This window comes from Myxococcus xanthus (assembly GCF_013116825.1).
Classification (GTDB): Bacteria; Myxococcota; Myxococcia; order Myxococcales; family Myxococcaceae; genus Myxococcus; species Myxococcus xanthus_B.
Map to the genome: position 1 here is coordinate 1 of NZ_JABFNS010000179.1, position 15,419 is coordinate 15,419.

The window sequence follows — 15,419 nt, forward strand, 5'->3', positions numbered from 1 at the left end:
CCCTCCCCCGCCCCGGCTGGCAACGCCGTGCAGGCCGCCCACGCCATCCGCGAGGCCGTGCTGTCCGAGGTGCGCAAGGCCGTGGTCGGCCAGGACGAGGCCCTGGAGCTGATGCTCTGTGGCCTCATCGCTGGCGGCCACATCCTGCTGGAAGGCGTGCCCGGCGTGGCCAAGACGTTGATGGCCAAGGCCCTGTCGCGCAGCATCGGCGCGGAGTTCAAGCGCATCCAGTTCACCCCGGACCTGATGCCCGCGGACATCCTGGGCACCAGCGTGTTCGACCTGAAGACGCAGGGTTTCTCGCTGGTGCGCGGCCCCATCTTCACGGACCTGCTGCTGGCGGACGAAATCAACCGCGCCCCGGCGAAGACGCAGTCCGCGCTGCTGGAGGCCATGCAGGAGCGCTCGGTGTCCATGGAGGGCCGCGTGCTGTCGCTCTCCCCGCTCTTCACGGTGTTCGCCACGCAGAACCCCGTGGAGTCCGAGGGCACCTATCCGCTGCCCGAGGCGCAGCTCGACCGCTTCCTGCTGAAAATCGAGGTGGGCTACCCCGCGCCGGAGGAGGAGGACGCGATTCTGGCCTCCGTGCACCGGGGCTTCGACTCGGGGGACCTGCAACGCGCGGGCGTCAATGCCGCGGTGACGAAGGACGGGCTGCTGGCCGCGCGCGGCGCGCTGAATGAAGTGACGGTGGAGCCGCCGGTGCTGGCCTACGTGCGCAAGCTGGTGGCGGCCACGCGCGCCTCCAGCCGCATTCGATTGGGAGCCGGGCCTCGCGCGGGCGTGCACCTGCTGCTGGCGGCCAAGGCCCAGGCGGCGCTGCGCGGGCGCGGCTTCGTCACCCCGGACGACGTGCGCTTCCTGGCGGCGCCCGTGCTGAAGCACCGCCTGCTGCTGTCGCCGGACGCGGAGCTGGACGGGGCCACGCCGACGGACGTGCTGCGCGAGGTGGTGCGCGGCGTCGAGGTCCCCCGGTGATTCCCACCCCGCGCCTCTGGGTGCTGCTGGCGCTGCTCGCGCTGCCGATGATGCTGGCGGGCTTCAGCCCCGGCATCGGCGGCGCCGTGCTCGCGCTGGACGCGCTGGTGCTGGCGCTGGCGGTTTTCGACGTGCTCACCGCGCGGAGGGCCCGGCTGGAGGTCCACCGGGTGCTGCCGGCGCGGCTCAACGTGGGAGTGGCCAACAAGGTGGTGGTGCGGCTGATTCACCGGAGCGGCGGCGCCGTCCACGTGCGCGTCCGGGACGACGTGCCGGACGGCTTCGCCGCCACGCCGGACGAGGCGCCGCTGCACCTGCCCGCGCGGAGCGAGTCGCGCTGGGTGTACCGGGTGACGCCCGCGAAGCGCGGCCGCTTCCAGTTTGGAGATGTGCACGTCCGCGTGCGCGGGCCGCTGGGGCTGGTGTCCCACGAGCGCGTGTTCCCCGCGGCGCAGGACATCGCCGTGTACCCGGACCTGCGCGGCGCCAACCGGCTGCTGCTGTCGGGCGCCGCGCTGGACCTGGTCAACCTGGGCCTGCGACAGCTGCGGCGCGACGGGCGCGGCAGCGAGTTCGCCCGCCTGCGCGACTACGCCCAGGGCGACAGCGTGCGGGACGTGGACTGGAAGGCCACTGCGCGGCGTGGGCGGCCGGTGACGCGCGTGCTGGAGTCGGAGCGCTCGCAGTCCATCCTCATCTGCGTGGACGCGGGCCGCTCCATGGCCGCGCAGGTGGACGGCCTCACCAAGCTGGACCACGCGGTGAACGCGGCCCTCTTCCTGGCCTTCGTGGCCGTGCGCAACGGCGACCGCGTGGGGCTGGCCGTCTTCGCGGATGGCGTGAAGGCCTACCTGCCGCCCGCGGCCGGACGCACGCAGTACCGGAAGATTGTCGACACGCTCTACGGCACCACGCCCAGCCTCACGTACGTGGACTACCTGGCGCTCTTCAAGGAGCTGAACCTCCGCCTCACGCGCCGCAGCCTCCTGTGTGTCTTCACCGACTTCCTGGACGAGGAGCAGGCCTCCACCATGGTGGCCCCGCTGCACCGCCTGGCGCGGCGCCACGTCCCCCTGTGCCTGTCGGTGAAGGACACCGCGCTCCAGAAGCTGCTGCGCACGCCGCCTCCCAGCCCGGAAGAGGCCTTCCAGCACGCGGTGGCCTCCGAGCTGCTCACCGACCGCGAGGTGCTCAAGGCGCGGGTGAGCCAGGGCGGCGTGCAGATGCTCGACGTGCAGCCGGATGAGCTGAGCCTGGCCGCCGTCAACCGCTACCTGGACATCAAGGCGCGGGGCGTGCTGTAGCCTCCGGGGCCACGTCCGGCGCCGGGACGGGCAGCGGCAACCACCCCATGAAGCGGGTGTCCGGGACGTTGCCCCGCACACGGTGCAGCACCTGCTTGAAGAGGGCGTAGACGCGGAAGAAGCGCTCCAGGCCCGCGCGCTCGGCGTCCGTCAGGGGCGCTGCGGCGCACACCACCTTCGGGTCCCCCCGCCCCGCGTCGACGAAGCCGATGACGCCCACCACCGGCATCCGTAGCCGCTGCCCCTGCGCCAGCCGGGGCCCCATCACGACGGCGTCCAGCGGGTCGCCTTCATCCGATGCAAGGCCCGGGATGCTGCCGTAGTTGTACGGGCACGGCAGCGGCGACACGAAGTCCACCGCCCCGTCCGCGCGGCGCTTCACGAAGGAGAAGCGCGGGCACTCGATGAGGACCTCCGGCTCGCTGGGAAGCGGAGGCAGCCACAAGCGCTCATCCATGGGCGGACTCAGCGCCGCCGTCTGGCGCCGCGCGGCCCCCACGCAGCCAGTCCGACAGCAGGTACGCGTACACGCCCGCGCCCACCGTCAACGCGAAGGACACCTTGAACGCCACCGACAGCTTGGGCGGATGAATCTGGGACACCGTGCCCTCGATGAAGCCCGCGAGCACGAACAGGACGAGCGTGCCGAACAGCAGCCGCACCGCCGTCACCGCCTCCTGTCGCACCGCCTGTCCGCGGGGCAGTCCTCGCGGGGCCACCATGCCTCGCGCAATCACCAATCCCGCGGCGCCCGCGATGCAGATGGCGGTGATTTCCGGAATGCCGTGCGGAAGAATCCACGCCCAGAACCAGCCCGCCATTCCCTTGGCCGCATAGACTTGCGCGAGCGCGCCCAGGAACAGGCCGTTGACGAACAGCATGATGGCCGTGCCCAGACCCACGGTGATTCCCAGCGCGAAGGCCAGGAAGGCCACCTGGATGTTGTGGGTGAAGAGGTAGGTGGTGAACTGGGCCTGGTCTCCCACCGACATGCCGTCACCCGCGGCCTCGTCCGCCGCGCGTTTGACGGGGTCCAGGTTCAGGTGCTCGGCGGGGACCAGATAGTGCGCCGCGTCGGGGTCCACCATCATCCCCACGTAGCCGAAGCCCACGCCCGCCAGCAGCAGCAGCAGCGACGCCACGTACATCCGCCACTCGCGCCGCATCAGCGCGGGGAAGCCCCGGGCCACGAAGCCCCACACGTCCGCCAGGCGCGGACGCCGGCCCGGGTACGTCAGCGCGTACGCCCGCCCCACCAAGTCGTTGAGGTAGGCGTTCACGTCCGCCGAGCCACTGCGCGCGCGAACCCACAGCAAGTCACTGGAGACGGCGCGATACAGCCGGCCCAGCGTCCTGGCGTCCTCCAGGCTCAGCTCGCGCAGGCCGTGGGCTTCGGACCGGTCCAGCAGCGACTCCAGTTGCTCCCAGCGCGGCTTGCGGGACTCGATGAACTCCGCCATCTCCATGGGCCGGCACTCTACCCCAGTGACGCGGCGGCCCACCCTGCCCTCCGACGGAGCTTTGTGGGAAAACGCGGGACCATGACGTGTCGGATGGCGTTCCTGGGATGGCTGCTCGCCCTGCTGTCGGGATGCACGAGCATGCGCGCCCAGTGTCCCCTGGAGGGAGGCCGCCCCTGGGTGGAGGTGCGCAGCCCCCACTTCACCGTCCGCACCAACCTGGACACGGAGACGGCGGAAGAAGCGGCCCAGGAGCTGGAGCTGCTCCGCGAAGGGCTGCTGCAAGCCTGGGGCGGCAGCTTCGACCCGCAGGGCACGGTGGACATCATCGTCCTCCACAACCGCAGCGCGCTGGAGGAGTTCACCAACATCCGCATCGAAGGCTTCTCCACCCACACCGAGGATGGCCCGCTGCTGGTGCTGGCGGGGCACGCCTACGCGCTGAGCGAAGCCACCGCGGACATCACCACCCAGGCCCACGAGCTGACGCACTACCTCTCCGAGCTCGCGCTCGTCCGCCAGCCACGCTGGCTCTCCGAAGGACTGGCCAGCTACCTGGAGACCATCGCGCTCAGGCCGGAGCGGCGCGAGGTCATCCTCGGGCACATCCACGGGGCCTTCTACAACCAGGTGCAGCGGCACGGCTGGCGCACGCTCGACGAGCTCTGGGAGTGGGACAGCAAGGGGCTGCTCGGCACCGCCGAGTCGCGGCAGTACTACGCGTCCTCCTGGCTGTGGGTGCACTTCTTCATCAGCCGGCACGGCGCGCGCTTCGAGGACTTCCAGAAGCGCCTCATGCAGGGCGAGGACCCCCGGCAAGCCTTCGAGGCCGCCTTCCGCGGCGAGGAGGACCTGGCTGGCGAGCTGCATGGCTACGTGCGCCGCCCTGGGCACATGAATTACCGCACCATCACCGCGCCGTTGGCGCCCGTGACGAGCCCGCTGCAAACGCGCCCCATGCGCGCGGCCGAGGTCCACGCCATCCGCGCCCAGCTGTTCCTGATGACACCGGGCGCGTCCCCCATGGAGGAGCGGCTGCCCCACATCGAACGGGAGATGGCGGAGGCCACTCGCGAGGAGCCCGGCAACGTGGACGCCATGCTGCTGCGCATCCGCTCCACGGAGGATCCGTTCCGCAGGCTCGCCCTGGCGCGGGAGCTGGTGGAGCACCACCCCACCAGCGGGCACGCATGGAACGCCATGGCCCAGGCGCTGGACGCCGCGGGCAATACGTCCGAGGAGCAGGAGGCCGCGAGGCTCCGCGCGGTGGAGCTGCTGCCCGGCAGCGTGAGCGCGCAGAACGGACTGGCCGGCTACTACGCGCGCACGGCCCAACCGGAGAAGGGCCTGACGGCGGCGCAGCGGGCCCTGTCGCTGGCGCCGGGGAACGCGTCGGTGCTGGACACGTGGTCCACCCTCCTGTTCCAGCTCGGTCGCTGCCCGGAGGCGCTGGACGCCCAGCAGCTCGCGGTGGACATGCTCCACGAAGGCACGCCGCAGCGGCTGCGGCGGACCGTGCACGACACGCTGGCGCGCTATCAGGCCGTGTGCGGGCCCGCTGCCCCTCCCGCCGCGGCGCCTGCCATGGAAACACCGTGAGCGCACGGCCCCGCTGAAACGACGAAGCGCCGGAAGGGCCCAGGTGGGCTCCTCCGACGCTTCAGGCGTCCGACAGAAGCAGGACGGCGAGGACTACTTCAACAGCTTCTCCAGCGGCTTCTTGTCGCTGCTCGACTGGTCCTTGGTCCAGTCCACCACCGGCGTCTGCCACGCCATGCCCGTCTCGGTGGGCTCGGGGGCCAGCTTCTCGAACTCGAAGCCGTCACCGCCGAAGTAGAGGTACTCCACCGTGGCGACCGTGTACTCCTTCTTCGGGTCCAGGGCCTTGCCCTTGGCGTCCTTGAACTTGCCCTTGCCCGCGGACGTGAAGCCGGAGACGAGCGCGTTCGGGTTGGCCAGCTGCCGGGCCAGGTCCTCGCCCTTCAGCTTCACGACGAGGAGCGAGTTCTCGAAGGGCATCACCGAGTAGATGCTGCCGCGAGTCACCGGACCGGCGGGCAGGTCGCCGCGGATGCCGCCGCTGTTGAGGACGGCCGCGTCCGTGCCCAGCACGTTGCGCACCGCGCCCGCCACCCACTTCGCCATCTGGGGTGACGCGTGGGGGATGCCGGCCTTGGAGAAGCCGATCTGCTGGCCCAGCACCTCGTCCAGCTGCGTCTTCCACTTGCCCACCAGCTGCGCCGTCTCCGCGTCCGGCGCGCCGCCCGACACCTCGACGACCTTGGTATCCAGGCCGGTCAGCTTCTCACCCGCGGGCTTCGCCGGGTCGAACGTGACGTGCGCGCGCAGGTACTTGCCGAAGCCACGCTCCAGCGACACGAAGCTGGTCGCGCCGTCCTTCAGCTCGACGGGCTGCGCGCAGCGGCCACCGGCCACCAGCGCCACCTTCCACTCGGGGTGCTTCGCCACCGCGGGCTGCAGGTCGGTGACGCACTCGTCGGCGAGCACCACGACCACGTCCGCGCCGGCCTTGCGGGCCTCCGGAATGGCGGTGGTGAGCGCCTCCTCGTAGCCCGTCACTTCCAGGCCATCCGCGCGGCCGGGCATGGCGGTGCGGACCGTCTTCTCGGACGCCAGGCCCACCACGCCAATCTTGAGGCCGCGGCGCTCGAAAATCTGGAACGCCGGCATGGAGAGGTCGCCCGCCAGCGCCGGGTCCTTCACCTTGAGGTTGGCGGCGAGGAACGGGAAGCCACCCGCGCCGCGGTTCTTGAGGAAGGCCTCCTTGCCGAAGGCCAGCTCATGGTTGCCCAGGGCGGAAGCGGCATAGCCCATGCGGCCCATGACCTCGGCCGTGGGCGTGCCCAGGAAGAAGGAGGAGATGGCCGGGCCATTCCAGTGGTCACCCGTGGCGAGCGCCAGCGTGCTGGCGTCCGCGCACGTAGGCTGGCCCTCCTTCACGGGGCCGGGACAGTGCTTCTCATCAGCCATCCAGCGGCCGAGCAGCTCCGCCGCGCCGCCCTTGCCCTCGGAGGGCTGGAGCTGACCGAACGCGCCGCCCGTGACGAGCAGCGTGACTTCGGAAGGAGCAACGGGAGCCTTGGCTTCCGGCGCGGCGGCCGGAGGAGGAGTGGGATTGCTCTTCTCGCAGCCGGCGACGACACCGAGGGCGAGGACCAGCACGCCGGACAGCGGCTGGCGGAAGGGACGAGGACGTAGGGGGTTCGCGCTCACAGGTGCGCCTTTAGCACAACTCGGCTCGTGCTACGCTGAGACACGTGGCAGACAGCGACACGCGGCACGGCGGCTCCTCACCCGAAGGCAAGGTTCACAAGCACACAGAGCAGGGGTTTGCCGGCCAGGGCGAAGCCCGGGCGCGCGAGTTCTGGGGAGAGGTGAGCGCGGGTGCGCGTCACTTCTCACTGACAGAGCGGAAGCCGCCCGAAGGACGCCTGCGCCAGTTCTTCTACGGCATGAGCCTGCCGTTCCACATCGGTGGAGCGCTGCTGGGCGACCCGGTCGCACGCAAACAGTACATTCGTGTCGGGTTTCTTCAATCCATTGCAGCTCTGGCATTGGCCTTGAGTTGCATGACTTCCGGAACTGAAGCGGCGGAAAGCGCCAGCAAGCGGGAGTCCCGAGCCGAAGCACGCGCCAAGGCGGCACGGATTCAAGAAGTCGCCGAGGCCCTCGTAGACCAGCACGTCAAGAAGGAGGCGGCTGCTGCCACGCGGCGTGCGAAAGAGGTTGAGGCTCAGACCATCCAACGCCTCCAGGAAATCGACGCGCAGGTTGCCCGGCGCAAGCAGGCCGCCGCGCAGCACGCTGGCGGGGGGACGCCCTCAGGTCCCCAGACGCAGCCCGAAACCGCGCCCGTGGTCCCCTCCCCGCCGGGAGCGGGCGACACGGCTGACACAACCCCGAGCCCCGCCTCCGCCGTCTCGGACGACGAGCCCCCCGAGAACGCCCCCACCGGAGAGGCAGCGGACGTCGCGAGAGCCACTCCGGACGCCCCAAAGCCCTCCCCCATCCCGGCGGACACGCCCGATGCGAGGCTGGGGCAGCGCATTCGCGACGTGGAGGCCGCGGCCCAGGGGGCCGATGCGGGCACATCCCTGGCGGAGGCCATCACCGCGCTGGTGATGGAGGCCACGAAGGACCTGGAGTCGGAGTCCGCCAAGGAGCGCACCGACGCCACGGCGGATGCCCGACACACCGCCGAGGACACCCAGGCGCCTGCTCACGAAGAGCGCACCTGGACGGTGAATGGCCGCTCCGTGTGGGGCCTGGCCTTCTGGGCGGCGCTGTTCGCCGCGCTGCAGCTGTCGCAGTGGGTGGTCATCGCCCTGTCGCGGGACTACCACGACGCCATCTCCCGCAAGGCAAGCCTGCTCACGGGGCTGGAGCCGGAGGACGAAGAGTTCCCGCCGCGCGTGCGCCTCAACGTGGCGTGGCTGCGCAAGAAGGTGAAGCGACGCTGGCGAGCCTTCCTGCTGCTCATGGTGGGCGTGCCAGCGTTGGTGCTGCTCACCCTCCCGTTCATGTGCGCCTCCCGCTTCATCTTCACCGCCCTGTTCACCGCCTGGGGCGCGTGGTGGTGGGTCGTCTTCACCGCGGCCAAGAGCGCGCGGGCCTGGGAGCCCTCCGCGGGGCCCACGCGGCCGCCCTGGTTCCTGCGGGTGTGGACGGTGCTCACCACGCGCGTGCCGGGCTTTCGGTGGGGCGCGCTTCAACGATACGGCGCGTCCTGGGGACGGCGCACGGAGGAGGTCTTCGCGCCCATCTCCAGCACGGAGCGCCACCCCTGGGTGTTCGCCGGGCTGGCGGTGGTCCGGTTCCTGGGCTCATTTCCTCCGATGAAGTTCTTCGTCCGGCCGCTCATCCCCGTCGCCTCCGCGCACCTGCTGGAGGAGGACGTGGCCGCGGCCAGGAAGGCGCTCGCCGCCGGTGCGGACGGCTCACCGCCCAAGGCCGAGGTGCCCCGCCCCGCCGACGCGTGGTGACGGGAGGGACGTCCCCGCGCCGAGCGGCTCAGGGGTCGTCGCGCGAGCGGTCGTCGTTTCCATCCGGCGCCGGCCCATCCGGAAGCGGCGGCGCCAGGGGGCCCAGCGGCGCCGTCATCTCCAGCCGCTCGCCCGTCTCGCGCGAGTCCGGCAGGTCGATGAGCGCCTGGAGCTGCAGGCTCACCGCGCGGAAGAAGCCCGTCAGCAGCTCCGGCCGGTCCGCGAGCAAATCCAAGAAGTCACGCCGGTCGATGATGAGCACCCGCGTGTCCACCGCGGCCACCATGTCCGTGGGACGCGGTGCTCCGTCGAGCAGACTCACCTCGCCGAAGGCCTGTTTGCCCTGGAAGCGCAGCACGTGCTCGCCGTCGTGGAAGGCATCCACGGCGCCGTCGACGATGACGTAGAGCGCGTCGCCCGGGTCGCCCTGGGCGTAGATGCGCTCTCCCGCGCGGAACGACGCCTCGCGGGCCACGGCGGCGATGGCGGCGATGTCATCCACGTCGCAGTGGGAGAAGACACTCACCCCTTCCAGCGCGAACATCCGCTGGACTGTCCTGTCGCTCATGTCACCTTCCTGTGGGAGCACATGCAGCCCGTTCACCCACGCCACATGGCGGGCACACGCGCGCAGCACGCCGTCTTCGCTCTGGACCAGCGCCGCCAGCCGCCGCCACAACCGGCCGGGCGCGCCGGGTGGGAGCTCGCGGTGGTGCGCCTCCACCTGCTCCATCACCAGCTCCCGGTCCTCTTCGTCGACCAGGTTCTCCAACAGCTCCAGCGCCAACGCGCGACGGCGCAGGTCCGGCCCCACCAGGTTGTAGTGGATGCCGCGCATCACGTGCGACGGATGGAGCAGCCCCAGGAGGAAGAAGGACAACTCCAACGCCTGGTCCATCCGGTCGCCCACCGCGCGCGTGAGCAGCGAGCCATCCCCCAGCGCCGCGCGCAGGTCGCGGAAGGCGCCCACCAGGTTGCGGTAGACCTCCCGCCGCCGGCCCAGGGCCTCGCGCACGCGCTCCACGTCCACGGGATGCTCGGGGTGCTCGTCGCGCAGGCGCGACATCTGCGCGCCAATCCGGAAGTGCAGGGACGCGTCGTCGCGCACGTTGGAGAACAGCAGCGCGTCCAGCGCCGCCGGTGTTCCGATGCCGCGCAGCACGCGAGGCAGTTGCAGCCGCATCGCCAGCGGCGCCATGCGCTTGTTGAGCTGCTCCTCCACCAGCGGCGTCACCTCGTCCCCCAGCGCCACCAGCGCCTCGCGCGCCGCCTTGCGTTCCTCCCGCCAGGTGAGGAACGGCAGCAGCCGGGGCGCCAGCTCCACGTAGCCGCCCTTGCCCACCGCGACCAGGGCCACGTGCCGCACGGAGCCGTCCGCGTCCTCCAGATAGCGCGCCAGCGGCTCCGCGAAGCGTGAGTTCTGGATGCGCCCCAGCAGCCGCGCCACCTCGCGGCGCTCGGGCACCGGTGCGCCCTCGCCGCGCGACAACATCGCCCGCAGCGCGTCCAGCGCCACGGCGCTCCCCGTCGACTTCACCAACGCGCCAATGGCCGCGCAGCGCAGGCCCACGTCCGGGTGGTTCAGCAGCGCGGGCAACAGGCGCTCCGCCCGCTCCGGTGACAACCGCGCCAGGGCCCACACGGCCTGGTCCCGAGGCCGGCGCGGCCCTTCCTCCACCAACCGCTCCAGCACCGGCGCCAGTTCGTGCGCCTCCAGCTCCAGGGCCAGGGAGACGCCGCGCTCCAGCACGCGTTCATGCGGGTGACGCAGCAGCGACGGCAGGTGCGGACGCAGCGGCACCTCCGCCTGCTCCATCATCGCCACCGCGCGCAGCACCCGCTCCGGAGAAGGGGCCGCCAGGGCCTCGGCCAGCAGCCGCTGCTCCTCCTCGCCCTCCAGCGCCACATCCTCTTCTTCGGGCGCTCCCACCTGCTCGCCCAGCGCGGCGACGTACGCGGACTTCAGCCGCACCAGCAGCAGGCCCAGCGCCGCGCACATGCCCACCACCGCCACCGCCATGGTGACGCCGTTGGCCGCGCGTCCCGCGCCGATGAGCAACAGACCGGCCAGCACGACGCCGCCCTTGCGCAGCAGCCCATCCACCGTGGCGCGCAGCCCCTCTCGCTGGTCGTCCGGCACCGCGGTGTAGAGCAACTGGATGCCCACCGGGAGGATGGAGTAGCTCACCGCCGTCTCCACCAGTCGCAGCATGTGCACCGGCCACAAGCTGGGGGTGACGAGCGCCGCGCCCGCCAGCGGCGCCAGGACCAGCGGCACCATCGCCACATAGCGCAAGAGCCCCAGCCGCTTCAGCAGACGCTGCGCCACCAGCAGTTGGAAGGCCACGCAGAACAGGCCAATCCAGAGCTGGAGCGAACCGAAGAGCGCCGTCAGCGCGTCCTCGCTCAGCGTGCCCTCCAGGCGCAGCCGGAAGAGGTAGTCCACGAACGACGACAGCACCGCGAACGCGATGCCCAGCGCCGCCAGCACCTGGGCGTAGGGGCTCTCCGCCAGGTAGCGCAGCCCCAGGAAGGACGCGGGGCGGCCGCGCGGCGGCGTGGGCGGCAGGCCCTTGTACAGGTGGTGGAAGATGGCGCCCGCGGCCAGCAGGCCCACGGCGCCGCTCACCACGATGGCCGGCGTGCCCAGCTTCACCGCCAGGCCCTGCACCAGCAGACCTCCGGCGATGCCTCCGCCCATGGCGAAGCCGTTGAGCGCGGTGAAGGCCCGGCGCGCCTCACGCGCGTCGAAGGCGGCCGCCATGCGGCCCCAGAAGCGGAAGGACACGAACGTGGAGAAGGTGTCCGCGAAGAGGTACAGCGCCAGCGCGGGCATGCGCTGCCCCGCGGACAGGGCCACCGCCAGCACCAGCGCCACCACGCCGCCCATGCCCGTGAGCAGGCCCGGGGACTCGAAGGGCGAGCCCGGCTTGGAGCGCGGCAGCACCGTCATGGCCGCCGTCATCAACGCACCCAGCAGGTACAGGTACGGCAGCGCCTGGGACTCGAAGCGCGACAGCACCAGGGCGTTGGAAGCCGTCTTCAGCTGCGTCACCCCTGCGATGAGCGCGAACTGAAAGGCTGCCGCCGGCCAGAGGCGGCGGTTCCATGATGAGGAGTCGGAGGGGAGCACGGTGCGAGTGCGCGGCAGACTACCCCACGCCCTCTCGCCCCAAGAATAGCGCTGTCGTGCGAGGTGCCGCCCGCCTGCCCTCCGGGCTGCGGGCAAGTCACTTCGGACACCTTCCCCCGACTTCCGCCGCCCTCACTGAAATCGTTGGAGCCGCGATGAATGTACCTCGAGCCGCCCGCACGTGCGCCGCCGCGGCTAGACTGTGTCGGTGACGACCGCCACCGACACCCTGCTGGACGGCACCCACACGGTGCTCACCCCCGAGTACGTGGAGTTCCGCTTCACGCTCGCGGGCCTGTACTCGCGCTTCCTGGCGTGGCTGCTGGACGCCGTCATCGTCACGCTGCTCACCGGCACCATCCTGACGGCGCTCAGCCTGGTGATGTTCGCCTTCCCGGGCTTCGCCAGCGCGCTGTCCATCGTCATCTACTTCCTGGTGGACTGGGGCTACGCGATAACGCTGGAGACGGTGTGGAGCGGACGCACCGTGGGCAAGCGGGTGATGTCGCTGCGGGTCATCCAGGAGAGCGGCGTGCGCATCGGCTTCTACCACGCGGCGCTGCGCAACCTGGCGCGTCCGGTGGACCGGCTGCCCCTGTTCTACCTGGTGGGAGGGCTCACCGCGCTCGTGTCCGGCTCCCAGCAGCGGCTGGGGGACATGCTGGCGGGAACGCTGGTGGTGCGCGAACGGCGCCTGAAGGTGCCCTCCGCCCTGGGCATGCCCGGCGACGAAGGGCTGCTGGCGGATCCGCTCTTCGTGTCGCGCGTGAAGCGCCTGTCCAGCGAGGAGCGGGAGGTGGTGCTCACAGCGGCCCTGCGCCGTGAGGAGCTGCGCATGGAGGCGCGGCTCCGCCTGTTCGCGGCGCTGGGAGCAAGACTGCAAGACGCGCTGGCCATGGAGAAGCCGCCCCACCTCTCCGACGAGAAGTGGGCATTGCTGGTGGCCGCGGCCCTGCTACCGCCGAAGGGACAGCCTAGAAGTACGCCGCAGCGCCGGCGGACAGCGTGAGCGTGCGCTGCGTCTTCTCGTTGAGCGCGATGTAGAAGTTGTACTGCGCGCGCGCGCCCACGCTCACCGAGTCCGACACGAAGAAGTCGATGCCGACGTTGGGGCCAATGCCCACGAAGTTGCTGACGCTGGTCTTGAAGACGATGAGGTAGCTCAGGTCCGAGCCCACATAGGGGCGGATGGACTCCTCCATCAGCAGGTACCGGATGCCGATGGACGGCGCCAGGCCCACCACGCGCTTCTCGTTGCGGTCCGTGGTGTCGCGTGGGAACGCAATCTTCGACAGGGAGACCACCTCGAAGCCGTTCTCGATGTAGAGGCTGGCGTCGACGCCCACGAAGAACGCGTCATCCAGGCCGTTCGTCCGGTTGAAGTCCATGTAGCCCAGTGACAGGCCCAGGCTGCGGTTGGCGAACTGGGCCTGCGCGGGGCTGGCCGACAGCAGGGCCAGGGTGAAGCCGAGGGTGCAGAGCAGGGTACGCATGGGCCGCCACTCTACCGGCGTAACCCCCGGAAAACAGCCTGGATTCAAGCCACTCCGGGCGTTGCCTGGGCACGGGCGCTCTCCTACACTCGCCCCGCCATGCGTGTCCGCCGACTTGTTGCTGCGCTGTCCCTGGTCTCCGCCCTGCCCTTCGTCGCCTGCGTCCGGACCCCGCCGCCTCATGAGCGGGCGCTCATCAACAACGAGCTGTGCGCGCAAGAGATGGCCAAGGGCGACCTGGCCCGCGCGGAGACGTTCTGCGACCTGGGCCTGGAGTTCTCCCCCCAGTACGCGGACCTCTGGTCCAACAAGGGCATCATCGCCATGTCCTCGGGCCGGAAGGACGACGCGAAGAAGCACTTCATCAAGGCCCTGCGCTACAACCAGGAACACCTCCAGGCGTACCAGAACCTCGGCGCCATCTACATGGAGGAAGGCGCGTACGGAAAGGCGCACGACAATTTCCGGCGAGCCCTCAAGGTGAACCCGGACAACCTGGAGTCGCGCTACAACCTGGCACTCACCCTGATGAAGATGGGGAAGATGGACGAGTCCAAGAAGGAGCTGCGCACGATCCTGGCCGTCAATCCCGGCATCTCCGACGTGCACCACCTCCTGGGTATCATCTCCTACTCGGAGGGTGAATACGACGCGGCCGGCGAGCACCTCGCCCGGGCCACGCAGCTGGTCCAGGATTCACCCCTGCTGTGGCACGACCTGGGCACCGCGCTGATGGAGTTGGGCCGCTTCCAGGAAGCGCGCGAGTCCTTCGCCAACTGCGCCCAGTTGGACCCCAGCAACAGCAGTTGCATCAACAACCTGTCCCTGGCCCAGCGCAAGGCGGCCCTCACCGACGCGGCCTTCAAGGAGATCAAGGACACGCAGCAGGCGGAGAACTCCGCGCCCGCGCTCTTCATGCTCGCGCGTCAGTACCGCGAGAAGGGCTTGCTGGCGGAGGAAGAGGCCACCTACCGCAAGTGCGTCAAGCTGGATGCGAAGTACGCCGCCTGCCACTACGGCCTCTACGAACTCTTCTTCGAAGCCCACAAGCGCGAGCACGCGCAGATCGCCTGCAAGAACTTCCTGAAGTACGGGACGTCTGAGGAATTCCCCACGGAGTACCAGACGTGTGAGAGATTCCTGAGCGACGCGACGTTCTGATGTCCCGCCTTCCCGACTCCCCTCCTTCTCGATGAGCGTTCGTCTCACCGTCACGCAGCGCAGCGAGGCCGGCGCCGCCCAGAGCACCGAGTTCGTCCTCGACGACGCGGTCATCACCCTGGGCCGCGACAAGGCCTGCCAGGTCGTGCTCGCTCAGCAGGCGGTGTCGCGCAACCATGCGCGCATCTCCCAGGAGGGGACGCTCTTCTTCGTGGAGGACCTGGGCAGCTCCTACGGCACGCAGATCAACGGCAAGCCCGTGCCTAAGGGCGAGAAGCGGCTGCTGCGCAACGGCGACGTCATCGCCATCGCCACGTTCGACGTCCGCTTCGAGCGGGTGATGGACCTGAACCCCGAATCTGGCGGGGAGAAGACGTCCTTCATCGCCCGGGGCATGGTGAAGGACGCCATGCGCGGCCTGGCCGGCGGCGGCGAGGAGCGCTACCTGCGCTTCATGAACGGCCCCCGCGAAGGCGAGCGCATCGAGCTGGGGGACGCGAAGGAAGTCATCCTGGGCCGCGACGAGAAGGACGCGGACATCATCCTCAAGGATGACCTGGTCTCCCGGAAGCACGCCAAGGTGCGCCGCGACTGGTCCGGCACACACGTGGAGGACCTGGGCAGCCGCAACGGCATCAAGGTGAACAAGAAGCGGGTCAACCGCCGGCAGCTCAAGGATGGGGACGAGTTGGAGGTGGGCGCCACCCGCTTCCTGTACGTGGACCCCACCGAGCCGGCCGAGGAGCCCGTTCAGCTGGCCCCCGAGGTCAAGGCTCCGCCTCCGCCCTCGCCCCGTCGTCCGCGCCCGGAGCCCAAGCCCGTGGAACCCCCACCGGAGGAGGAGCCCGCGCCTCCGCCCGAGGAGCCCGCGCCCGCGCCGGAAGAGC

At 70.4% G+C, this 15,419-nt stretch carries 13 protein-coding genes; 7 read left to right on the forward strand and 6 right to left on the reverse strand.

What is annotated here, in order from left to right; genetic code table 11:
* Positions 1-978, forward strand: a 978-nt coding sequence (locus HNV26_RS33885) for an AAA family ATPase (RefSeq protein ID WP_253817309.1), incomplete at its 5' end; no start/stop codon positions are given.
* Positions 975-2,282, forward strand: coding sequence for a DUF58 domain-containing protein (locus tag HNV26_RS33890; RefSeq protein ID WP_171443582.1), 1,308 nt, complete (start codon positions 975-977; stop codon positions 2,280-2,282). The genes HNV26_RS33885 and HNV26_RS33890, both read left to right, overlap by 4 nt.
* Here HNV26_RS33890 and HNV26_RS33895 read toward each other — a convergent pair.
* A complete protein-coding gene (locus HNV26_RS33895) occupies positions 2,260-2,739 on the reverse strand; it encodes an inorganic diphosphatase (protein WP_171443581.1) in 480 nt (159 codons plus the stop codon). The two genes, HNV26_RS33890 and HNV26_RS33895, sit on opposite strands and share 23 nt — an antisense overlap.
* Positions 2,732-3,748 (reverse strand): stage II sporulation protein M, encoded by a 1,017-nt coding sequence (locus tag HNV26_RS33900; protein WP_171443580.1) that lies wholly within the window; start codon positions 3,746-3,748, stop codon positions 2,732-2,734. The genes HNV26_RS33895 and HNV26_RS33900 overlap by 8 nt, the downstream gene beginning before the upstream one ends.
* 87 nt (positions 3,749-3,835) lie before the next feature.
* Here HNV26_RS33900 and HNV26_RS33905 point away from each other — a divergent pair, with 87 nt between their 5' ends.
* Positions 3,836-5,341, forward strand: coding sequence for a hypothetical protein (locus tag HNV26_RS33905; RefSeq protein WP_171443593.1), 1,506 nt, complete (start codon positions 3,836-3,838; stop codon positions 5,339-5,341).
* Positions 5,342-5,434: 93 nt separating this feature from the next.
* Here HNV26_RS33905 and HNV26_RS33910 read toward each other — a convergent pair whose 3' ends face one another.
* Both HNV26_RS33910 and HNV26_RS38775 read right to left on the reverse strand, forming a co-directional pair.
* Entirely contained in the window at positions 5,435-6,976 is a 1,542-nt protein-coding gene (locus HNV26_RS33910) for a bifunctional metallophosphatase/5'-nucleotidase (protein ID WP_171443579.1), read from the reverse strand.
* Between the two features lie 185 nt (positions 6,977-7,161).
* Entirely contained in the window at positions 7,162-7,566 is a 405-nt protein-coding gene (locus HNV26_RS38775) for a hypothetical protein (RefSeq protein ID WP_253817311.1), read from the reverse strand.
* Positions 7,567-7,617: 51 nt separating this feature from the next.
* On the opposite strand from HNV26_RS38775, the gene HNV26_RS33915 reads away from it, so the two are divergent.
* Positions 7,618-8,745: an RAD23 family protein gene (locus tag HNV26_RS33915; RefSeq protein WP_253817312.1), complete on the forward strand. Its 1,128-nt coding sequence runs from the start codon at positions 7,618-7,620 to the stop codon at positions 8,743-8,745.
* A gap of 28 nt (positions 8,746-8,773) precedes the next feature.
* Here HNV26_RS33915 and HNV26_RS33920 read toward each other — a convergent pair whose 3' ends face one another.
* Entirely contained in the window at positions 8,774-11,878 is a 3,105-nt protein-coding gene (locus HNV26_RS33920; protein ID WP_171443577.1) for a cyclic nucleotide-binding domain-containing protein, read from the reverse strand.
* Positions 11,879-12,080: 202 nt separating this feature from the next.
* Between HNV26_RS33920 and HNV26_RS33925 the strand changes: the two genes are divergently transcribed.
* On the forward strand, positions 12,081-12,887 hold the full coding sequence (locus tag HNV26_RS33925; RefSeq protein ID WP_171443576.1) for an RDD family protein: 807 nt from the start codon (positions 12,081-12,083) through the stop codon (positions 12,885-12,887).
* On the opposite strand, the gene HNV26_RS33930 is transcribed toward HNV26_RS33925, so the two are convergent.
* Positions 12,853-13,371, reverse strand: coding sequence for an outer membrane beta-barrel protein (locus HNV26_RS33930; protein ID WP_171443575.1), 519 nt, complete (start codon positions 13,369-13,371; stop codon positions 12,853-12,855). The two genes, HNV26_RS33925 and HNV26_RS33930, sit on opposite strands and share 35 nt — an antisense overlap.
* Positions 13,372-13,593: 222 nt before the next feature.
* Between HNV26_RS33930 and HNV26_RS33935 the strand changes: the two genes are divergently transcribed.
* Complete coding sequence (locus tag HNV26_RS33935; RefSeq protein ID WP_171443592.1) at positions 13,594-14,532, forward strand: tetratricopeptide repeat protein; 939 nt, start codon at positions 13,594-13,596, stop codon at positions 14,530-14,532.
* Positions 14,533-14,563: 31 nt separating this feature from the next.
* Positions 14,564-15,419 (forward strand): FHA domain-containing protein (locus HNV26_RS33940; RefSeq protein ID WP_171452959.1); only part of this gene is annotated, 856 nt, incomplete at its 3' end.